This window comes from Pseudomonas sp. PDM32, from assembly GCF_019219225.1.
GTDB lineage: Bacteria > Pseudomonadota > Gammaproteobacteria > Pseudomonadales > Pseudomonadaceae > Aquipseudomonas > Aquipseudomonas laurylsulfatiphila.
The window spans coordinates 506469-527664 of record NZ_JAHUWE010000001.1 but is presented as its reverse complement, the minus strand read 5'-3'; the positions used below and the strand labels follow the sequence as shown (position 1 = coordinate 527664).

Annotated in this window: 20 protein-coding genes and 1 riboswitch; of the genes, 9 read left to right on the top strand and 11 right to left on the bottom strand. The window is 60.3% G+C overall.

The annotated features are described in order from the left end of the window. Positions 1–90: 90 nt before the first annotated feature. Complete coding sequence (locus KW846_RS02485; protein ID WP_218481199.1) at positions 91–759, top strand: polysaccharide lyase family 7 protein; 669 nt, start codon at positions 91–93, stop codon at positions 757–759. A gap of 129 nt (positions 760–888) precedes the next feature. On the opposite strand, the gene fba is transcribed toward KW846_RS02485, so the two are convergent. The 6 genes from fba to tkt all read right to left on the bottom strand — a co-directional run bounded on the left by fba (position 889) and on the right by tkt (position 7265). Continuing rightward, positions 889–1953 (bottom strand): class II fructose-bisphosphate aldolase, encoded by a 1065-nt coding sequence (gene fba, locus KW846_RS02480; protein ID WP_007981624.1) that lies wholly within the window; start codon positions 1951–1953, stop codon positions 889–891. A gap of 263 nt (positions 1954–2216) precedes the next feature. Beyond that, on the bottom strand, positions 2217–2558 hold the full coding sequence (locus KW846_RS02475; RefSeq protein WP_218481198.1) for an MliC family protein: 342 nt from the start codon (positions 2556–2558) through the stop codon (positions 2217–2219). A gap of 56 nt (positions 2559–2614) precedes the next feature. Then, positions 2615–2836, bottom strand: a complete 222-nt coding sequence (locus KW846_RS02470; protein WP_007975465.1) for a hypothetical protein — start codon at positions 2834–2836, stop codon at positions 2615–2617. Between the two features lie 35 nt (positions 2837–2871). Continuing rightward, complete coding sequence (locus KW846_RS02465; protein ID WP_007975464.1) at positions 2872–4035, bottom strand: phosphoglycerate kinase; 1164 nt, start codon at positions 4033–4035, stop codon at positions 2872–2874. A gap of 12 nt (positions 4036–4047) precedes the next feature. Beyond that, positions 4048–5100 carry an erythrose-4-phosphate dehydrogenase gene (gene epd / locus KW846_RS02460; protein ID WP_218481197.1) on the bottom strand — a complete coding sequence of 351 codons (1053 nt, stop codon included), beginning with the start codon at positions 5098–5100 and terminating at the stop codon, positions 4048–4050. A 167-nt stretch (positions 5101–5267) separates the two neighbouring features. Next, on the bottom strand, positions 5268–7265 hold the full coding sequence (tkt, locus tag KW846_RS02455; protein WP_116579597.1) for a transketolase: 1998 nt from the start codon (positions 7263–7265) through the stop codon (positions 5268–5270). 262 nt (positions 7266–7527) lie between these two features. On the opposite strand from tkt, the gene KW846_RS02450 reads away from it, so the two are divergent. The 4 genes from KW846_RS02450 to KW846_RS02435 all read left to right on the top strand — a co-directional run bounded on the left by KW846_RS02450 (position 7528) and on the right by KW846_RS02435 (position 12171). Beyond that, on the top strand, positions 7528–8523 hold the full coding sequence (locus KW846_RS02450) for a metalloregulator ArsR/SmtB family transcription factor (RefSeq protein WP_102699239.1): 996 nt from the start codon (positions 7528–7530) through the stop codon (positions 8521–8523). A gap of 18 nt (positions 8524–8541) precedes the next feature. Next, on the top strand, positions 8542–9732 hold the full coding sequence (gene metK / locus KW846_RS02445; RefSeq protein ID WP_007975460.1) for a methionine adenosyltransferase: 1191 nt from the start codon (positions 8542–8544) through the stop codon (positions 9730–9732). 269 nt (positions 9733–10001) lie between these two features. Then, positions 10002–11681 carry an NAD-dependent DNA ligase LigB gene (gene ligB, locus KW846_RS02440; RefSeq protein ID WP_218481196.1) on the top strand — a complete coding sequence of 560 codons (1680 nt, stop codon included), beginning with the start codon at positions 10002–10004 and terminating at the stop codon, positions 11679–11681. 94 nt (positions 11682–11775) lie between these two features. Then, positions 11776–12171 carry a DUF1090 domain-containing protein gene (locus KW846_RS02435; RefSeq protein ID WP_218481195.1) on the top strand — a complete coding sequence of 132 codons (396 nt, stop codon included), beginning with the start codon at positions 11776–11778 and terminating at the stop codon, positions 12169–12171. 129 nt (positions 12172–12300) lie between these two features. Here KW846_RS02435 and KW846_RS02430 read toward each other — a convergent pair whose 3' ends face one another. Further along, positions 12301–12750, bottom strand: a complete 450-nt coding sequence (locus KW846_RS02430; RefSeq protein ID WP_104450104.1) for a cytochrome c — start codon at positions 12748–12750, stop codon at positions 12301–12303. A 128-nt stretch (positions 12751–12878) separates the two neighbouring features. On the opposite strand from KW846_RS02430, the gene KW846_RS02425 reads away from it, so the two are divergent. Then, on the top strand, positions 12879–14051 hold the full coding sequence (locus KW846_RS02425) for a murein transglycosylase A (protein ID WP_218481194.1): 1173 nt from the start codon (positions 12879–12881) through the stop codon (positions 14049–14051). Positions 14052–14113: 62 nt separating this feature from the next. Here KW846_RS02425 and KW846_RS02420 read toward each other — a convergent pair whose 3' ends face one another. Together KW846_RS02420 and KW846_RS02415 are read right to left on the bottom strand one after the other, a co-directional pair. Then, entirely contained in the window at positions 14114–14497 is a 384-nt protein-coding gene (locus KW846_RS02420; protein ID WP_007975455.1) for an MAPEG family protein, read from the bottom strand. A 49-nt stretch (positions 14498–14546) separates the two neighbouring features. Beyond that, positions 14547–15380 (bottom strand): EamA family transporter, encoded by an 834-nt coding sequence (locus KW846_RS02415; RefSeq protein ID WP_218481193.1) that lies wholly within the window; start codon positions 15378–15380, stop codon positions 14547–14549. Positions 15381–15679: 299 nt separating this feature from the next. Here KW846_RS02415 and KW846_RS02410 point away from each other — a divergent pair, with 299 nt between their 5' ends. Further along, complete coding sequence (locus KW846_RS02410) at positions 15680–16849, top strand: MFS transporter (RefSeq protein ID WP_218481192.1); 1170 nt, start codon at positions 15680–15682, stop codon at positions 16847–16849. 3 nt (positions 16850–16852) lie between these two features. On the opposite strand, the gene KW846_RS02405 is transcribed toward KW846_RS02410, so the two are convergent. After that, the gene (locus tag KW846_RS02405) at positions 16853–17749 is read right to left on the bottom strand and encodes a formate/nitrite transporter family protein (RefSeq protein ID WP_218481191.1); all 897 of its coding nucleotides are present in this window, start codon (positions 17747–17749) and stop codon (positions 16853–16855) included. A 147-nt stretch (positions 17750–17896) separates the two neighbouring features. Next, positions 17897–18301 (bottom strand): acyl-CoA thioesterase, encoded by a 405-nt coding sequence (locus tag KW846_RS02400; protein WP_102699934.1) that lies wholly within the window; start codon positions 18299–18301, stop codon positions 17897–17899. A gap of 198 nt (positions 18302–18499) precedes the next feature. After that, a riboswitch (S-adenosyl-L-homocysteine riboswitch) is annotated at positions 18500–18599 on the top strand. 23 nt (positions 18600–18622) lie between these two features. Here KW846_RS02400 and ahcY point away from each other — a divergent pair. Then, the gene (ahcY, locus tag KW846_RS02395) at positions 18623–20032 is read left to right on the top strand and encodes an adenosylhomocysteinase (protein ID WP_007975450.1); all 1410 of its coding nucleotides are present in this window, start codon (positions 18623–18625) and stop codon (positions 20030–20032) included. Between the two features lie 160 nt (positions 20033–20192). Next, a complete protein-coding gene (gene metF, locus KW846_RS02390) occupies positions 20193–21038 on the top strand; it encodes a methylenetetrahydrofolate reductase [NAD(P)H] (protein ID WP_104450110.1) in 846 nt (281 codons plus the stop codon). Positions 21039–21196 lie beyond the last annotated feature (158 nt).

The window sequence follows — 21196 nt, the reverse complement described above, 5'->3', positions numbered from 1 at the left end:
AACCTCGCTACGCTTATAAAGGCCGCCCCAAAGGCGCGGTCTAGAGCTAGTGGCACGTCCGTGCAGCATGAATCAAGCGGAAGAACCGACATGATCGACCTCGCAACCTGGAACCTCAGCGTCCCCGTCGGCAGCCCGCCGTACACTGTCGAAACCTCCAAGCTGGTGGATGGTTTCAAGGATCAATACTTCCACTCCGACACCGGCACATTGTTTTTCTGGTCGCCCGTGACCGGCTCCCGTACCGAAAACGCGATTTATCCGCGCACCGAATTACGTGAAACCTACAGCAACGGCACATTGAAAAACTGGTATTACCCGGATGCCGACAATTTGTTGTATGCCACGCTGGCTGTGAACCAGGTGCCGAGTTCCGGGAAAATCGTCATCGGCCAGATCCATGCCTATCAAAGCCAGAAACCGCTGGTGAAGGTCGAGTACCAATACAAAACCAGTACCGCCACCGGCAATATCGTCGCCAAGGTCCGGATGCATCCCGATGACGATACAGGCCGGGTGATCATCGTTGCGACAGGGGTGAAACTCGACCAGGAGTTCAACTACCTCATTCACCTAAGCCCCGGTGGCGCCTTGGGTATCAGCGCGGCAGGCTATCAATGGGATACGCAAATCAGCACAACCTGGCGCGACAAGCCGCTGTACTTCAAGGCCGGGGTCTATGTGCAGGACAATACCGGGTACACCACTGAAGGCGGGAAAGTGACCTTCAGCAAGCTGGATATCGATCACAATCAATAACATTACCGTTGAAAAGATCGCAGCCTTCGGCAGCTCCTACAGGGAACTGTGGCTGTGATCTTTTGAATTTGCGCTCACAAAAAACCCGCATTTCTGCGGGTTTTTTGTGCGACTGAAACGCTGAGGGTCTTAGTTGACCTTAGCGTTCAACTCACCTTTGAGGTAACGCTGATACATACCTTCCAGCGAGATCGCCTTGATCTTCGATGCATTACCGGCAGTACCGAAAGCTTCGTAGCGAGCGATGCACACGTCGCGCATGGCGGTGACGGTGGCGCCGAAGAATTTACGCGGGTCGAATTCGCTCGGGTTGGTGGCCATCAGGCGACGCATGGCGCCAGTGGATGCCAGGCGCAGGTCGGTGTCGATGTTGACCTTGCGCACGCCGTGCTTGATGCCTTCGACGATTTCTTCAACCGGTACGCCGTAGGTTTCCTTGATGTCGCCGCCGTACTGGTTGATGATCGCCAGCCACTCTTGCGGAACCGAAGACGAACCGTGCATCACCAGGTGAGTGTTCGGAATGCGCTTGTGGATTTCCTTGATGCGGTCGATCGCCAGCACGTCACCGGTAGGCGGCTTGGTGAACTTGTAGGCGCCGTGGCTGGTACCAATGGCAATGGCCAGGGCATCAACCTGAGTGCGTTTTACGAAGTCAGCGGCTTCTTCCGGGTCGGTCAGCATCTGGCTGTGATCCAGAACGCCTTCGGCGCCGATGCCGTCTTCTTCACCGGCCATACCGGTTTCCAGCGAACCCAGGCAACCCAGCTCACCTTCTACCGAGACGCCGCAGGCGTGAGCCATGGCCACGGTCTGTTGGGTGACGCGCACGTTGTAGTCGTAGTCGGTCGGGGTCTTGCCGTCTTCGCCCAGGGAACCGTCCATCATCACCGAGCTGAAGCCCAGTTGAATGGAGCGCTGGCAGACGTCAGGGCTAGTGCCGTGGTCCTGGTGCATGCACACCGGGATGTGCGGGAACTCTTCGATTGCCGCCAGGATCAGGTGACGCAGGAACGGTGCACCGGCGTATTTGCGAGCACCGGCCGAAGCCTGGACGATCACCGGGGAGTCAGTCTTGTCAGCGGCTTCCATGATGGCGCGCATCTGCTCAAGGTTGTTGACGTTGAAGGCTGGAACGCCGTAGCCGAACTCGGCTGCGTGGTCCAGCATCTGGCGCATGCTGATAAGTGCCATTGTGTGTGTCTCTCCCGGTTGAGGGTCGTTAATCGTGCCAGCCTGCCGTAGCGGCGGCGGCTATTCAAGTTATTGCAGATCGGGGGTGAGCCCGGGCTGCGAATTCGGGTGATGCCAAAATCTCAACAACTGCATAGAACCCTTGTGGGAGCGGGCTTGCTCGCGAATGCGGCTCAACATTCAACATCTATGCAAGCTGATCCACCGCTTTCGCGAGCAAGCCCGCTCCCACATTTGGATCTCTGTACGTCAAATCAATCGTGTTAATCAGCCTTACAGCCACGGCCGATCAAATCATTGGTGGCGACCCAGTAAACCAGGCCTTCCTCACCTTTTATGTGGAACGCCAGCATGTCATTGCTGTAAAGCGAGCCCGATGCACCCGGTTCCTGCTTCAAGCGGTAGACCTGATCGGCACCGCCCAGTCGCACGTCGACTTCCTTGCGGCTGTCGTCGGTGTAGCGCCACAGCACTTTGGCCTGGCTGTCGCAGGTCCAGGTGGTCCAGTTATCCACAGGTGCGGACGACTGGAACGGGTTCAACTGATTTATCTGAGCACAACCGGCCAACAGCGCCAGCGCCGTAACGGCGATAAAACCTTTCATCCGTGTCCCTCGACTGGCGGCGCACGCTGCCAGCCCTGAGTAATGAGTCAGACCCGTCAAGGGCAGCCATGTTCCTTGGCGGGCGTCCGGGTCTCGTATTTGTCCAGGCCTTCCGGCCCGGAACGCTTGTTGAGCACCGGGTTGGTTTCGGCCTGCCAGTCGGCCTGATAGCAGCCCTTGTCCGACTCGGACGGCGCCGGTTCCGCAGTGGCCTTCGGGTTACTCCCGCACGCCACCAGCGAACCTGCGACGATCAACAACGCTAACGTCTTGACCATTTCAACACTCCCTTGCCTGGTCAAACGGGCGACCCTCAGGCCTTGGCCCGGCTTTCCAGGACTTCAACGGCTGGCAACACCTTGCCTTCGACGAACTCGAGGAACGCACCGCCACCGGTAGAAATGTAGGAGATCTGCTCGGCCACGCCATATTTGTCGATGGCAGCCAGGGTGTCGCCACCGCCGGCAATGGAGAACGCCGCGCTGTCTGCGATGGCCTGGGCCAGCACTTTGGTGCCATTGCCGAACTGGTCGAATTCGAACACGCCGACCGGACCATTCCACAGGATGGTCTTGGACGATTTCAGCAGTTCGGCGAAGTTCGCCGCGGTCTGCGGGCCGATGTCCAGGATCATGTCGTCGGCAGCGACGTCAGCGATCAGCTTGACGGTCGCAGCGGCGCTTTCCGCGAATTCCTTGGCAACCACTACGTCCACTGGCAGCGGCACGCTGACTTTGGCGGCGATGGCGCGAGCGGTGTCGAGCAGGTCCGGCTCGTACAGCGACTTGCCGACCGGGTGACCAGCAGCGGCCAGGAAGGTGTTGGCAATGCCGCCGCCGACGATCAACTGATCGCAGATCTGGCTCAGGCTGTTCAGTACGTCGAGTTTGGTCGACACCTTGGAGCCGGCAACGATGGCCGCCATCGGCTGGGCCGGGGCGCCCAGGGCCTTGCCCAGTGCGTCCAGCTCAGCGGCCAGCAGCGGGCCGGCAGCGGCGACTTTGGCGAACTTGGCCACGCCGTGGGTCGAACCCTCGGCACGGTGAGCGGTGCCGAAGGCGTCCATCACGAACACGTCGCACAGGGCGGCATATTGCTGGGCCAGTTCGTCGGCGTTCTTTTTCTCTCCTTTGTTGAAGCGCACGTTTTCGAACAGCACGATGTCGCCGGCTTTCACGTCGACGCCGCCCAGGTAATCGGCCACCAGCGGCACTTCACGGCCCAGGGCACGGCTCAGGTAGTCGGCGACTGGCTTGAGGCTGTTCTCGGCCGAGAACTCACCTTCGGTCGGACGACCAAGGTGCGAGCAGACCATCACGGCCGCGCCTTTTTCCAGGGCCAGCTTGATGGTCGGCAGCGAGGCCAGGATACGCGCATCGCTGGTGACAACACCGTCCTTGACTGGGACGTTGAGGTCTTCGCGGATCAATACGCGCTTACCTTGCAGATCGAGGTCGGACATCTTCAACACGGTCATGGGTCGCACTTCCTACGGTTTTTTTGAAGTTGCTGTTTGCAGATAGTGTTCTGCAACGTCCAGCATTCGGTTGGCAAAACCCCATTCGTTGTCGAACCAGGCCAGGATGTTCACCAGCCGTGGGCCGGAAACGCGGGTCTGACTGGCATCGACAATTGCCGAATGTGGGTCATGGTTGAAATCACAGCTTGCGTGGGGTAACTCGGTGTAAGCCAGCAGGCCTTTGAGCGGGCCGCTGGTGGCGGCTTCGCGCAGGATCCGGTTGACCTCGGCGGCGTCGGTCGCGGTGGCGGTCTGCATCGTGATATCGAGGCAGGACACGTTGACCGTCGGCACCCGCACGGCTTTGGCCTGAATTCGTCCGGCAAGTTCCGGCAACAGGCGTTCGATACCACGCGCCAGACCGGTGGACACCGGAATCACCGACTGGAACGCCGAACGGGTACGGCGCAGGTCTTCGTGGTGATAGGCATCGATAACCGGCTGATCGTTCATCGCCGAGTGAATGGTGGTGATCGATACGTAATCCAGGCCAATGGCCTGATTCAGCAGGCGCAACAGCGGCACGCCGCAGTTGGTGGTGCAGGACGCGTTGGACACCAGCAGTTCATCGCCGGTCAGGCAATCCTGGTTCACGCCGTAGACGATGGTGGCGTCGACATCGGTCTCGCTGGCCATCGGCTGGGAAAACAGCACACGCGGGGCGCCGGCGTCGAGGAAACGCTGGCCGTCTTCGCGGGTGTGGTAAGCGCCGGAGCACTCCAGCACCAGATCGATGCCCAGGGATGCCCAATCAATGCCTTCGGGGGTGGCACTGCGCAGGACCTTCACGCAGTCGCCATTAATATGCAGACAATCGCCATCGACCTTCACTTCGCCGGGGAACCGGCCATGGGTGGAGTCGAAGCGTGTCAGGTATTCGATGCTGGCCATGTCCGCCAGATCGTTGATCGCGACGATTTCAAACCCGGCCTTGTCGCCTCGCTCGAACAACGCACGCAAGACGCAACGACCAATCCGGCCGTAGCCGTTGAGTGCAACTTTGTAGGGACGCGGTTGAGGCATGGGTTTCTCGATAGACGCAGTCAGACGAATTTTCGCTAACAACACACCCTCTGTAGGAGCTGCCGCAGGCTGCGATCTTTTGATCCTTTTAAGATCAAGATCAAAAGATCGCAGCCTACGACAGCTCCTACAGGGGATCGCGGTGGTCTGGGCCACCGCGTCGTGTTTTAGTCTTCCAGCAGCTCTTCTGCCTGACCCAGGATGTTTTCCAGGGTGAAGCCGAACTCTTCGAACAGGGCTGACGCAGGTGCTGACTCGCCGTAGGTGGTCATGCCGATCACACGGCCTTCCAGCCCCACGTACTTGTACCAGTAGTCCGCGTGAGCGGCCTCGATGGCAATACGTGCGCTGACCTGCAACGGCAGGACCGATTGCTTGTAGCCGGCGTCCTGGGCATCGAACACGCTGGTGCACGGCATGGAAACCACGCGAACCTTGCGGCCCTGCTCGGTCAGTTTGTCGAAGGCCTGAACAGCCAGGCCGACTTCCGAACCGGTAGCGATCAGGATCAGCTCAGGCTCGCCTGCGCAGTCCTTCAGCACATAACCACCGCGGCTGATGTCGGCGATCTGGCCGGCATCACGGGTTTGGTGCTGCAGGTTCTGACGGGAGAAGATCAGGGCCGAAGGACCGTCCTTGCGCTCCAGCGCGTACTTCCAGCACACCGCCGATTCAACGGCGTCGGCTGGACGCCAGGTGTCGAGGTTCGGCGTGCAGCGCAGGCTGGCCAGTTGCTCGATTGGCTGGTGGGTCGGGCCGTCTTCGCCCAGACCGATGGAGTCGTGGGTGTAGACGTGGATCACACGCTGCTTCATCAGGGCCGACATGCGCACTGCGTTGCGGGCGTATTCCATGAACATCAGGAAGGTCGCGCCGTAAGGTACCAGGCCGCCGTGCAGGGCAACGCCGTTCATGATCGCGGTCATGCCGAACTCGCGCACGCCGTAGTACATGTAGTTGCCGCTGGCGTCTTCGGCGGTGACGCCTTTGCAGCCTTTCCACAGGGTCAGGTTGGAACCGGCCAGGTCAGCCGAACCGCCGAGGAACTCGGGCAGCAGCGGGCCAAATGCGTTCAGGGCATTCTGGCTGGCTTTACGGCTGGCGATGGTTTCGCCCTTGGCGGCCACTTCAGCGATGTAAGCCGCGGCTTTTTCGCTGAAGTCGGCTGGCAGGTCACCGCTCAGGCGACGCACCAGTTCGTTGGCTTCAGTCGGGAACGCAGCGGAGTAGGCAGCGAAACGCTGGTCCCATTCGGCTTCGACAGCCTTGCCTGCTTCTTTGGCGTCCCACTCGGCGTAGATGTCCGCCGGGATTTCGAACGGGCCGTGGTTCCACTTCAGCGCCGCACGGGTCAGGGCGATTTCCGCGTCACCCAGTGGGGCGCCGTGGCAGTCTTCCTTGCCTTGCTTGTTCGGCGAACCGAAGCCGATGGTGGTCTTGCAGCAGATCAGGGTTGGCTGCGCGCTTTTGCGTGCAGTGTCGATCGCGGTCTTGATCTCTTCCGGGTCGTGACCGTCGACGTTGCGGATCACTTGCCAGTTGTAGGATTCGAAACGCTTCGGCGTGTCGTCGGTGAACCAGCCTTCGACTTCGCCGTCGATGGAGATGCCGTTGTCATCGTAGAAGGCGATCAGCTTGCCCAGGCCCAGGGTACCGGCCAGGGAAGCGACTTCGTGGGAAATGCCTTCCATCATGCAGCCATCACCCAGGAACACATAGGTGTGGTGGTCGACGATATTGTGGCCAGGACGGTTGAACTGCGCCGCCATGACTTTTTCAGCCAGGGCAAAACCCACGGCGTTGGCCAGGCCCTGGCCCAGTGGACCGGTGGTGGTTTCCACGCCCGGGGTGTAGCCGAGTTCCGGGTGGCCCGGGGTGCGGCTGTGCAGTTGACGGAACTGCTTGAGGTCATCAATCGACAGGTCGTAGCCGGTCAGGTGCAGCAGCGAGTAGATCAGCATCGAGCCGTGGCCGTTGGACAGCACGAAGCGGTCACGGTCGGCGAACGATGGATTGCTCGGGTTGTGCTTGAGGTAGTCGCGCCAAAGTACCTCGGCGATATCCGCCATACCCATTGGGGCACCGGGATGGCCGCTGTTGGCTTTTTGCACGGCATCCATGCTGAGGGCACGAATGGCGTTGGCACGCTCACGACGGCTAGGCATCGCTGTTCTCCTGGGGGACTTGAATAAAACGAAACGGAAAAAAGGCGAGCATTTTCCCTCACCCGGCCGCCTCGGGGCAATGACAGATAGTCATCTGAAGGCGTTTTTCCAATGGATAACAACGTATTCGCCTGATGAAACCTTTCCGCTGTTCGTTTGTTGACTGAAGCTAACGTCAAGAAGTGCCATCTATCGAGCAATATCAAAACTTTTTGATATTGCTCTTGCGATGCCTTCGACCCGTGACTAGACTGCCGGCCTTATGAATTTACGCGTGCCCTCCATTCAGCATGACGATTGCGATGAGCTGGCGGCCTTGTGCAAGGCTGGCGGCGATCCCCTGCGGTTGAATGTTTTGCGCGCACTGGCCAACGATTCGTTTGGCGTGCTGGAACTGGCGCAGATCTTCGGTATCGGCCAGTCAGGTATGAGCCACCACCTCAAGGTACTGGCCCAGGCCGGCCTGGTGGCAACGCGTCGCGAAGGCAATGCGATTTTTTACCGTCGCGCCCTGCCCCACACCGAACTGCTGGGCGGCAAATTGCACGCAGCCCTGCTCGAAGAAGTGGACAACCTGACGCTGCCGGCCGATGTGCAGGCGCGCATCGCCCAGGTCCACGGGCAACGAGCAGCCGCCAGCCAGGACTTTTTCTCACGGGTAGCGGAGAAGTTTCGCGCCCAGCAAGACTTGATCGCCGGCCTGCCGCAGTACCGCGAAAGCGTGGTGGCCCTGCTCGACAAGTTGAGCCTGGGCAAAGACGCCACGGCCATTGAAGTCGGCCCCGGCGATGGCGCATTCCTGCCGGAACTGGCGCGCCGCTTCTCACAGGTCACGGCGCTGGACAACAGCACCGCGATGCTCGAACTGGCGCGCCAGGTCTGCGAACGCGACAAGCTGACTAACGTCAGCCTGCAACTGGCCGATGCATTGAACGGCGTCAGCCTCAAGGCCGATTGCGTGGTACTGAACATGGTGCTGCATCATTTTGCCGCGCCGGCCGATGCGCTCAAGCACATGGCCCACTTGCTGCAACCAGGCGGTAGCCTGTTGGTGACAGAGTTATGTAGCCACAACCAGAGTTGGGCCAAGGAGGCCTGCGGTGATCTCTGGCTGGGGTTTGAACAGGACGATCTGGCCCGTTGGGCCACCGCTGCGGGACTCGTTCCCGGGGAAAGCCTCTATGTAGGCTTACGTAATGGTTTCCAGATCCAGGTCCGCCACTTTCAGCGACCGGCTGGCGACACTCACCATCGGTAATTTCAGGAAAACATCGAGATGAGCGAATACTCCCTTTTCACCTCCGAGTCCGTGTCTGAAGGGCATCCGGACAAAATCGCCGACCAGATTTCTGATGCGGTGCTGGACGCCATCATTGCTGAAGACAAGTTCGCCCGTGTGGCGTGCGAGACTCTGGTGAAAACGGGCGTGGCCATCATCGCCGGCGAAGTCACCACTTCGGCCTGGGTTGACCTGGAGCAGATCGTTCGTGACGTGATCACCGACATCGGCTACACCAGCTCCGACGTCGGCTTCGACGGCGCGACCTGCGGCGTGATGAACATCATCGGCAAGCAGTCCCCTGACATCAACCAGGGCGTCGACCGTGCCAAGCCTGAAGATCAGGGTGCCGGCGACCAGGGCCTGATGTTCGGCTACGCCAGCAACGAAACCGACGTGCTGATGCCTGCGCCTATCACCTTCTCGCACCAGCTGGTGCAGCGCCAGGCCGAAGCCCGCAAATCCGGCCTGCTGCCTTGGCTGCGTCCGGACGCCAAGTCGCAAGTGACCTGCCGCTACGAAAACGGCAAGGTTGTCGGTATCGACGCGGTCGTACTGTCGACCCAGCACAACCCGGAAGTGTCGTACAACGACCTGCGCGAAGGCGTGATGGAGTTGATCGTCAAGCACGTGCTGCCTGCCGAACTGCTGAGCAAGGACACCCAGTTCCACATCAACCCGACCGGCCAGTTCATCATTGGCGGCCCGGTGGGTGACTGCGGCCTGACCGGTCGCAAGATCATCGTCGACAGCTACGGCGGCATGGCCCGTCACGGCGGTGGCGCGTTCTCCGGTAAAGATCCATCGAAGGTTGACCGTTCGGCAGCCTACGCCGGTCGTTACGTGGCCAAGAACATCGTTGCCGCCGGCCTGGCCGAGCGTTGCGAGATCCAGGTTTCCTACGCGATCGGCGTTGCCCAACCGACTTCGATTTCGTTGAACACCTTCGGCACCGGCAAGATCAGCGACGACAAGATCGTCAAACTGGTTCGCGAAGTGTTCGACCTGCGTCCATACGCGATCACCACCATGCTCGACCTGCTGCACCCGATGTACCAGGAAACCGCTGCGTACGGCCACTTCGGTCGCACCCCGGCAACCAAGACCGTTGGTGACGACACCTTCACCACGTTCACCTGGGAAAAAACCGACCGCGCCGACGCCCTGCGTTCTGCTGCCGGCCTGTAAGACTTCCCCGCAACACCCGAAGCCCCGCACGGTTCGCGCCTTGCGGGGCTTTTTATTGGCTTGCGCTTCAGACCGCAAGACCGCCTTCGCGAGCAGGCTCGCTCCCACTGCGGACGGTGGTGTTCTGACTAACTCACAACCCTGTGGGAGCGAGCCTGCTCGCGAAGAGGCCAGCAAGGCCACCGGAAATACCCGGCAAAACACCCCCTCGCTGCACCGACAGATACTGACCTAGCCTTAACGCACTCCACCGAGCAAGGACGCTCAAGATGCTTCCCGACCTGCGCCTGTTTTTCGCCGCCCTGCTGACCCTTGCCTGCCTGAATGCCAGCGCCACCGAGTGCCCGGACTGGCCATCCGAACGCGCCCTGAAGGAAGTCGGCAGACTGCAACAGCAGATCGACTTATGGGACGACAGCTATCACCGTCAGGGACAATCACTGGTCGCCGATGAACTCTACGACCAGTCCCGCGCGCGACTCACTCAATGGCGCCAGTGCTTCAACCTGAACCCGCCCGCAGACCCCTTGCGCACTGCGCGCGGCACGCTGCCCCACCCCATCGCCCACACCGGTCTGGGCAAACTGCATGATCGGCCTTCCGTCGAAAAATGGCTGCGTGACCGGGTGGACGTTTGGGCTCAGCCCAAAATCGACGGGGTGGCGGTGACCCTGGTTTACCGTAATGGTCTGCTGACCCAGGCCATCAGCCGCGGCGACGGCGAGAGTGGCCAGGACTGGACCACTCCGGCACGACAGATTCCGGCCATCCCGCAGCAGCTATCCGAGCCTCGTGATCTGCTCGTGCAAGGTGAGCTGTATTGGCGCCTGACCGATCATGCGCAGGCCCGCGCCGGCAGCCTCAACGCCCGCGCCACAGTGGCGGGTCTGATGGCGCGCAAGGTCTTGAGCACCGAACAGGCCGCCGGCATCGACCTGTTTGTCTGGGACTGGCCCCAAGGGCCGGCAAGCACACCCACCCAGGCCGCAGCTCTGACGGCGCTGGGCTTCCCCAGTACCACGGCATACAGCCAGCCAATCGCCTCCGTCAGCGATGCCGAACGCTGGCGCGAACACTGGTATCGCGCCTCCCTGCCCTTTGCCAGCGACGGCATCGTCCTGCGCCAGAACCAGCGCCCGGCCGCCGAACGCTGGCAAGCCCGCCCACCCTACTGGGCCATCGCCTGGAAATATCCGTTCGCCCAGGCACTGGCCGAAGTCCGCCAGGTTCACTTCAAAATCGGCCGGACCGGGCGAATCACTCCGGTACTGGAACTGACCCCGGTGACGCTCGATGACCGGCAGATCAAACGCGTCAGCGTCAGCTCGCTGCAACGCTGGCGGGCAATGGACATACGTCCGGGTGATCAGGTCGCCATCAGCCTGGCCGGGCTGACCATTCCCAGGCTCGATGACGTCGTGTTGCGCAGCAGCGAGCGTGTCGAATTGACCGTGCCGAAGGCAGCGGACTTTCATTCATTGAGCTGCTGGCAACCGACTCCGGGTTGTGAGGGCCAATTTCTCGCACGCCTGACCTGGCTCAGCGGCAAACAGGGTCTGGCACTGCCCAATGTCGGTCCGGGCACTTGGGAAAAACTTCTTGCAACAGGTCGCCTGAACGGTGTGCTGGATTGGTTGACCCTTGATGCCCAAGAGCTTGCTACCATTGACGGTTTCGGCGAGCGCAGCGCGACTCGTCTTGCAGACAGCTTCAACCAGGCCCGGCAACGCCCGTTCGCGCACTGGCTGAAAGCCTTGGGATTGCCGCCTGCAGGTCCGGTGCCTCTCGGCGATTCATGGCAGACGCTGGCACAGCGAGACATCGAACAATGGCGAGCCGAGGTCGGTATCGGGCCGGGACGCGCGGCGCAACTGAGCGCTTTTTTCCGCGATCCGCAGGTCCTGGCCTTGAGTGAAACGTTACGTGAAACGGGGATTGACGGCTTTTAGCTGCCAGCCCCGTGCCCACCGGGAACCCCTGGGGATCGCTGGGCTCCAAGCCATTGCCACACCGGCCTGCCGGCCTTCCTACATGGAGCTTTCTATGAAATTTCTTTCACCGCTCGCCCTCCTGGCCCTGTGCAGCATGCTGGCCACCCCATTGATGGCGGACGAGGAAGCGCCGGGGCTGTCCGGTTGCGCCGCTAAGAAGCAAGGTATCATCAACCAGATCGAATTGGCCAAGGTCCACGGCAACGCCGACCAGCAGGCCGGCCTGGAAAAAGCCCTGAGCGAAGTCGAAGCCAACTGCACCGACGCCTCGCTGAAGAAGGAGCGGGAAAACAAGGTGCTCGACGCCAGGCACGAAGTCAGCAAGCGTCAGGCGGACCTCGACAAGGCCATGAGCAAAGGTGACTCCGAGAAGATCAACAAGCGCAAAGACAAGCTCGCCGATGCCCGCAAGGAATTGCAGGACGCTTTGGATGAGCTGGATAAGTAAGTACAAATAAGGAACAAAGATTTCGGTGTTGCCAAAGCAGTCTTCGCGAGCAGGCTCGCTCCCACAGGGTTATGCGACCACCGGTGGGAGCGAGCCTGCTCGCGAAGGCGTCAGACCGAACAACGCCAATCAATGATCCCGAAACGCCTTATGACACGCACTGCAAGCATCTTCGACTTTCTGCACCGCCGGCCCCAGGTTGCTGGCCTTGTAGGGTTGAATCTGGCTGGCGATCACCAATTCACCGGTGGCGGATTCAAGATCGCGAGCCATGCCCTGAAAGCGTGCCTGCTGCTCCCAGACATCGCTCTTGGCGCTGGTGTGATCTTCTTCACGCACCTGCGGAAAATGTTTCCACGGCTCACGGGACAACCCATCGAGCTTCACCGCGCCCTCGGCGAATTTCGGGCCATCGAACGGGATACGCCCGCGCAACATGCCACCCAGGTCTTCGCCGGTCTTGAGCATCTGCTTGAAAATGGCCTTGCGCTGACCGAGCGGCGAGTTGGGGTCAACGCCGCCACAAGCGGACAATGTCAGGCAGGCCAGCAATACAACAGAAAGTCTTTTAAGAGTCATGGTGGCTTCAGGTCACGGGAAACGGCGGCCAGTATCCTCGTGTCATCGGCAAAGACCAATAGCCCTATTATCAATAAGGGTTGCTTGAGCGCATGGAGCGATCAGGCAACCGGCAAAGGAATCACTCCATGAACAGCCGTTTCAAGGCATGGCGTCACAGCCTGGCCTGGACCCTGCCGATGATGGCCCTGCTCGCAGGCTGCACCGGTGGCGACAAGCAACAACCGAAAACCCATGCCCTGGCCACTTACTCCAGCGCTACATGGGAAGCGCTGCCGGCGGTGTCCGACGCCGACCTGATCGCAGGTTTCGGCTCCTGGCGCAGCGCCTGCACCCGACTCAAGGCCGACCCGGTCTGGGGTGGCACCTGCGCGGCGGCGGCCAACGTGCCGCAAACCGCCAGCGACATTCGCGGCTTTCTCAAACAAAACCTCGATGTGTATGGCCTGCGCGCCGCCAACGACAACCCCAACGGTTTGATCACCGGCTACTACGAGCCGGTCTATCCAGGCAGCCTGACCCAGACCAGCATGGCCAATGTCCCGGTCTATGGCGTCCCCGAAGATATGATCATCGTCGCCCTCGACAGCATTTACCCGGAACTCAAGGGCAAACGCCTGCGCGGTCGACTTGAAGGTCGCGTACTCAAGCCGTACGACGATGCCGCAACCATCGAGAGCAAAGGGGTCAAGGCACCGGTCGTGGCCTGGCTGACCGATCCGATGAACCTGCAGTTCCTGCAAATCCAGGGTTCGGGTCGTATCCAACTCGATAACGGACGCCAGTTGCGCATCGCCTATGCCGACCAGAACGGCCATCCCTATCGACCGATCGGCCGCTGGCTGGTGGAACAGGGCGAGCTGAAAAAAGAAGACGTGACCATGGGTGCCATCAGCACCTGGGCCAAGGCCAATCCGTCGCGGATTCCCGAACTGCTCGGCAGCAACCCCAGCTATGTGTTCTTCACCCGTAACCCGGACAGCAACGAAGGGCCGCGCGGTTCGTTGAACGTACCCTTGACCGCCGGATACAGCGCAGCCGTGGATCGCAAGGTAATTCCGCTGGGCAGCCTGCTGTGGCTGTCCACCACCAGACCGGACGGTACAGCCCTGGTTCGCCCCGTAGCAGCGCAGGACACCGGCGGCGCGATTGCCGGCGAAGTCAGGGCGGATCTGTTCTGGGGCACCGGCGATGCAGCCGGACAACTGGCCGGGGACATGAAACAGCAGGGGCAGATCTGGATGCTCTGGCCCAAAGGTGCGGCGTTACCGCAAGTGCCGCAGGTGGCGGACAAACTTTAACGTCAAAAGATCGCAGGCTTCGCCAGCTCTTACTGGCGCCCTGCGATCCGTTGATTTTGCCCTTAAACCGACACCACAAAGAAACTCACGATCAACGCCATCCCCACGAACCACATCAATGACCGCAGCGCCGCCAGGTCCGCCAGATAGAAAATGATGAAAAGCAGACGGCTGGTGATGAACAACACCGACAACACATTGATGGTCACCAATTCGGCGTTGCCCGCCAGGTGCGCCACGATCACCGCGGCTGCAAACGCCGGCGTCACTTCAAAACTGTTCAGCTGCGCCGCATTTGCCCGCTTGCCCAAACCCTCCAGGGAATCGAGAAACCCTCGTGGATCATGATTGTCTTTCAGTCGGAACCCGCCACTGATCTTTGCGACACCCGTGCATAGATACGGCAGGAAGATCGCAATCAAAATGCACCACAGAGCAACCGTCATTACGCAGTCCCTTCTTCAAGTTGTAGAAAATCGAATCCATCAACGGCGATCAAAACTTCATCACCAGTATGCCGATCAGCACCAGCCCACAGGCTAAGAGGCGTGGCCCGCCAAAAGGTTCTTTGAGGTAACGCATGCCAAACAGCACCACCAGAATGACGCTGATCTCGCGCAACGCTGCCGCTTCTGCAATCGAGCCCAATTGCATCGCCCACAGCACCAGAGCGTAGCTGAACAACACGCAAAACCCGACCGCCAGGCCCAGCCGCCACTGCTCACGCCAGAACAGCATGAACGCGGGGCGCTTGCGCACCACTGCCAACAATGGAAACGGCCAGGCGCTGAGCATGGTGACCCAGACCAGGTAATCCAGAGGATGGGACCAGCGCCGCAAGGCCTGACCGTCGATGTAGGTGTAGCAACCGATGCACAGGCCGATCAACGCCACCACCGGCAGCATCGACCACGGCAAACGCGCACCGCCACCGCCCTGCCAGAGCAGGCACAGCATGCCGAACGGGATCAGCAGGATTCCGAAAATCTGCTGATGGGTCAGCACCTCACCGGCAAAGATCAGTGTCAGGGCCAGCACCACCAACGGTGACAGGCCGCGCATCAGCGGATAAACCAGCCCGAGGTCGCCGACCCGATAGGCCTGGATCAGCAAGTAGCGATAGAGCAACTCGAACGCCGCCGAGGCCAAGATCCACGGCCAGATCTCCAGCGGCGGCATGCTCAGGAACGGCACCATCAGCGCGACAAAGAGCAGCGCCACGCTGTCCATGCAGGCCACCACCAACAGCCGCTCCGCACTGAACTTGATCAGGGTATTCCACGCCGCGTGCAACAGCGCCGCCACCAACACCAACGCCGTCGCAAGCACGGCCCACTCCTTTTTTGTTTTCACCAAGTCCCTGTAGGAACTGCCGCAGGCTGCGATCTTTTGATCCTGAAAAAACAACATCAAAAGATCGCAGCCTGCGGCAGCTCCTACAGGAAGCCGGGTAGAGAATTGATTCGCCATATGTCAGCAGCTGTTTATACTGCAAACGACCACGCCGCACTCAGTTGCGCACAGACCAATTCCAATAAAAATCCTGTCCGGCCCGCTCTCGTCGAGAACGGTCGTCGGCCTGCGTATGCCTGATCACAGCGTCAAGACTACCGACAGAGACCTTGCGCATGCCACTCGCTTTGCTTGCCCTCGCCGTTGCCGCCTTCGGCATCGGCACCACCGAATTCGTGATCATGGGCCTGTTGCCCGACGTCGCCCGCGATCTCGGCGTCAGCATTCCCGATGCCGGATTGCTGATCACCGGTTACGCCCTGGGCGTGGTGTTCGGTGCACCGATCCTCGCCGTCGGCACCGCCAACATGCCGCGCAAAGCCACCCTGCTGGGCATGACGCTGATGTTCATCCTCGGCAACATGCTCTGCGCACTGGCACCGAACTACGCCACGCTGATGGCCGCGCGGGTGATCACGGCACTCTGCCACGGCGCATTTTTCGGCATCGGTTCGGTGGTGGCTGCCGGACTGGTCGCCCCCAACAAACGGGCCCAGGCGATTGCCATGATGTTCACCGGCCTGACCCTGGCCAACGTGCTCGGCGTGCCATTGGGTACCGCGCTCGGGCAATACGCGGGTTGGCGCTCGACGTTCTGGGCGGTATCGGTGATCGGCGTGCTGGCCGCGATTGCGCAATGGGTCTGGCTGCCGAAAAACATCGCGATGGATAAAGCCAACCTGGCCAGCGAGTTCAAGGTGCTGGGCAAGGCCAATGTGCTGCTGGCCCTGGGCATGAGCGTGCTGGCCTCGACCAGCCTGTTCAGTGTGTTCACTTACATCGCGCCGATCCTGCAGGACATCACTGGCGTCAGCCCCCACGGCGTCACCATCATGCTGCTGTTGTTCGGCGTTGGCCTGACCGCCGGCAGCATGCTCGGCGGTCGACTGGCGGACAGCCGCTTGCTGCCATCGCTGGTGGGCATGGCATTGGCGGTGCTGGTGCTGCTGGCGGCATTCACACAAACCAGCCAATCGGTGATCCCGGCGGCAATCACACTGGTGCTGTGGGGGACGTTCGCCTTCGCGCTATGCCCGATCCTGCAATTGCTGATCATCGATCAGGCCCATGAAGCACCGAATCTCGGCTCAACGTTGAACCAGAGCGCGTTCAACCTCGGCAACGCCGCCGGCGCATGGATTGGCGGCCTGGTAGTGGCCAGCGGCGCGGACCTGGCGGACTTGCCGTGGACCGGCGCACTGGTCAGCGGCTTGACCGTGCTGACCGCACTGTTCTTCATCTATCGCCAGCGACGCGGTGCGGCTGCGCTGAATGTAGCGGGCTGAACATCACCTTGATGGTTTTTTGATCTTCTGCGGATCAGGTGCTTCGCTCTGATCCGCTGATGCTTTCGGCGGCCCGCTTTCACTGCGAATCTGCGCATGACTGATCAGCGCGAAAATAAAGCTGCCACCTATGATGTTCCCCGCCAGCGTCGGCCCGGCGAACACCAGCCAGAAGTCCTTCCACGGTAACTCGCCGGCAAACACCAGATACGAAACCTCCAGCGAGCCGACGACGATGTGGGTGAAGTCTCCCAGCGCCATGAGGTAGGTGATGAGGATGATGATCCACATTTTCGCGCTCTCCATGGACGGAATCATCCAGACCATGGTCGCGATCATCCAGCCGGAAACGATGCCCTTGGCGAACATCTGGCTGGCGTGGTTTTCCATGACCTTGCGGCCGATATCGAGAAAGGCGACGTCGGTCTTGCTGTCGAAAATCGGCAGCTCCAGCATCACGTACGCCACCAGCAAAGTGCCGCAGAGGTTACCGATCAGCACCACCGTCCACAGCCGCAGCAGACGGCCAAAGTTGGCCAGGGTCGGCTTGGTCATCACCGGCAGCACGGCAGTCAGGGTGTTTTCGGTGAACAGTTGCTGACGCGCGAGGATCACCGCGAGAAAACCGGCGCAATAACCGAAACTGGCGATCACCTTGAATCCCTCGCCGTCCGGCAGGCGCGAATTGAGCAGGCCCATGCCCATCAGCGACAGCCCCATGGTCAACCCCGCCGCCAGCGCCGACCACCACAAAGCGGCAATGCTGCGCTCCAGCTCCTGATCGCCCTGGGTGCGGATGATCTCGTGCAACACCGCGGCACGGGGCGGCTGACTCTTTTCGACATCATGCTCTTCTTGCGCCGAAAGGTTCGGGGTCTTGCCGTCTTGTGCCGAGTTCATGATGTGCGCAACCAGTGGCGGGCTATTTAGCTACGACACGCGGGGCTTCTATTCCGTTCTGTAGGAGCTGCCGCAGGCTGCGATCTTTTGATCTTTTAAAATCAAGATCAAAAGATCGCAGCCTGCGGCAGCTCCAACGGGCTCGCATTACGAGCCGGCGTCATCGTCCTGGAACTGGTCTTTGACGTACTTGATCTCGGTCCGGCCGTGGGGCGCCGGCAAGCCGTCTTCACCGAGGTTGACGAAGACCATTTTCTCGACCGTGAGGATGCTCTTGCGGGTGATCTTGTTGCGCACTTCGCAGGTCAGAGTGATCGAGGTACGGCCGAACTCGGTGGCGGTGATGCCCAGTTCGATGATGTCGCCCTGGCGCGAGGCGCTGACGAAGTTGATTTCGGAAATGTACTTGGTCACCACACGCTGGTTTCCCAACTGGACGATGGCGTAGATCGCCGCCTCTTCGTCGATCCAGCGCAGCAGACTGCCGCCGAACAACGTGCCGTTAGGATTGAGGTCTTCGGGTTTTACCCATTTGCGGGTGTGGAAATTCATGTTCACTCCTGAGCGTCTTGCCGAATGATGCTGACCATCATGGCAGAGCCCGACCCAGAGCTCTATTGAGCATCGACTATGGTCTCGATTACCGTTCGGACATTGACCGACAGAAACGCTTTGGAAGATCAGCATAGCCCGCTATAATCGCCACCGTTTCAAAACGGTCATCATCACTTGATACCGTTTTCCCGCCACCTGTCCGAGGGGCGCTGCAGCAGGTTCGACCTGTCAGGCTCGGATGGGGCGTTGCCTGGCCATAAGCCAGACACTAAACGCACAACGGCGCCCATTCGCATACATTACGAATGGAGGCTCTTCATGAGCGCTGTTATCACGCCTGCAGATTTTACCGATTACAAAGTCGCCGACATGTCCCTGGCTGCCTGGGGCCGTCGCGAAACCATCATCGCCGAATCCGAAATGCCAGCCCTGATGGGTCTGCGCCGCAAGTACTCCGAAGAGCAACCGCTCAAGGGCGCGAAGATCCTCGGCTGCATCCACATGACCATTCAGACTGCCGTGCTGATCGAAACCCTGGTTGCCCTGGGTGCCGAAGTGCGCTGGTCGTCCTGCAACATTTTCTCGACTCAGGATCAGGCCGCCGCTTCCATCGCCGCAGCCGGCATCCCGGTTTTCGCCTGGAAAGGTGAAACCGAACAAGAGTACGAGTGGTGCCTGGAGCAGACCATCCTCAAGGATGGCCAGCCATGGGACGCCAACATGATCCTCGACGACGGCGGCGACCTGACCGAACTGCTGCACAAGAAGTACCCACAGGTTCTGGATCGCGTCCACGGCGTGACCGAAGAAACCACCACCGGCGTTCACCGCCTGCTGGACATGCTGGCCAAGGGCGAGCTGAAAATCCCGGCCATCAACGTCAACGACTCGGTGACCAAGAGCAAGAACGACAACAAGTACGGCTGCCGTCACAGCCTGAACGATGCCATCAAGCGCGGCACCGACCACCTGCTGTCCGGCAAGCAAGCGCTGGTGATCGGCTACGGTGACGTGGGCAAGGGTTCCGCTCAGTCCCTGCGTCAGGAAGGCATGATCGTCAAGGTTTCCGAAGTTGACCCGATCTGCGCCATGCAAGCCTGCATGGACGGCTTCGAAGTGGTTTCGCCGTTCATCGACGGTATCAACAACGGTACCGAAGCCAGCATCGACAAGGCACTGCTGGGCAAGATCGACCTGATCGTGACCACCACCGGCAACGTCAATGTTTGCGATTCGAACATGCTCAAGGCCCTGAAGAAGCGCGCTGTTGTCTGCAACATCGGCCACTTCGACAACGAAATCGACACCGCTTTCATGCGCAAGAACTGGGCATGGGAAGAAGTGAAGCCACAGGTTCACAAGATCCACCGTACCGGCGCTGGCGATTTCGACCCACAGAACGACGACTACCTGATCCTGCTGGCCGAAGGCCGCCTGGTTAACCTGGGCAACGCCACCGGCCACCCAAGCCGCATCATGGACGGTTCGTTCGCCAACCAGGTTCTGGCGCAGATCTTCCTGTTCGGCCAGAAGTACGCCGACCTGTCGCCAGCCCAGAAAGCCGAGCGCCTGACCGTTGAAGTACTGCCGAAGAAACTCGACGAAGAAGTGGCCCTGGAAATGGTCCGTGGCTTCGGCGGCGTTGTGACTCAACTGACCAAGACCCAGGCCGACTACATCGGCGTGACCGTCGAAGGTCCGTTCAAGCCGCACGCTTACCGCTACTGATCGGATCTGCTGCCTGCTCTCCCTGTGGGAGCGGGCTTGCTCGCGAAGGCGGTTTATCATTCAACATTAATGTCGACTGACCCACCGCCTTCGCGGGCAAGCCCGCTCCCACATGGGATATGCAAGCCTCACAGGCTTACGCGTTTTCAAGGGTATTCCCATGTCCCAAGATCGTCGCTACAGCTTCGAGTTCTTCCCTACGAAGACCGATGCTGGGCATGAAAAGCTGCTCGCCACTGCTCGTCAGCTGGCCATCTACAACCCCGATTTCTTCTCCTGCACCTATGGCGCCGGCGGTTCGACCCGTGATCGCACGCTGAACACCGTGTTGCAACTGGAAAGCGAAGTCAAAATCCCTGCCGCTCCGCACCTGTCCTGCGTGGGCGACAGCAAAGACGACCTGCGTGGTCTGCTGGCCCAGTACAAGGCCGCCGGCATCAAGCGCATCGTCGCCCTGCGCGGTGACCTGCCTTCGGGCATGGGCATGGCCAGTGGCGAAATGCGCCACGCCAATGACCTGGTTGAATTCATTCGTGAAGAAACCGGCGACCATTTCCACATCGAAGTCGCCGCCTACCCGGAAATGCATCCGCAAGCGCGCAACTTCGAAGACGATGTCGCCAACTTCGTGCGCAAGGCCAACGCCGGCGCCGATAGCGCGATCACCCAGTACTTCTTCAACGCCGACTGCTACTTCTACTTCGTGGAACGTGTGCGGGCGTTGGGCGTGGACATCCCGATCGTGCCGGGCATCATGCCGATCACCAACTACAGCAAGCTGGCGCGCTTCTCCGATGCCTGCGGTGCGGAGATTCCGCGCTGGATCCGCAAGCAACTGGAAGCTTACGGCGACGACACCCAGAGCATTCAGCGCTTTGGCGAACAGGTCATCACCGAGATGTGCGAACAACTGCTGCAGGGTGGCGCTCCAGGGCTGCACTTCTACACGCTGAACCAGGCTGAAGCGAGCCTGGCGGTGTGGAACAACCTGAAGTTGCCGCGTTAAGCAAAGCAAGATCAAAAGATCGCAGCCTGCGGCAGCTCCTACAGGAGCTTTCGTGGGCTGCGATTTTTTTGCTTCAACGCACTATAAATGTGCAGCAATCCACGGAGTTAGAGCATCTGCGGTGAGTTTCTGGCTCTTTCCGGCTTCTCGTCGTAATC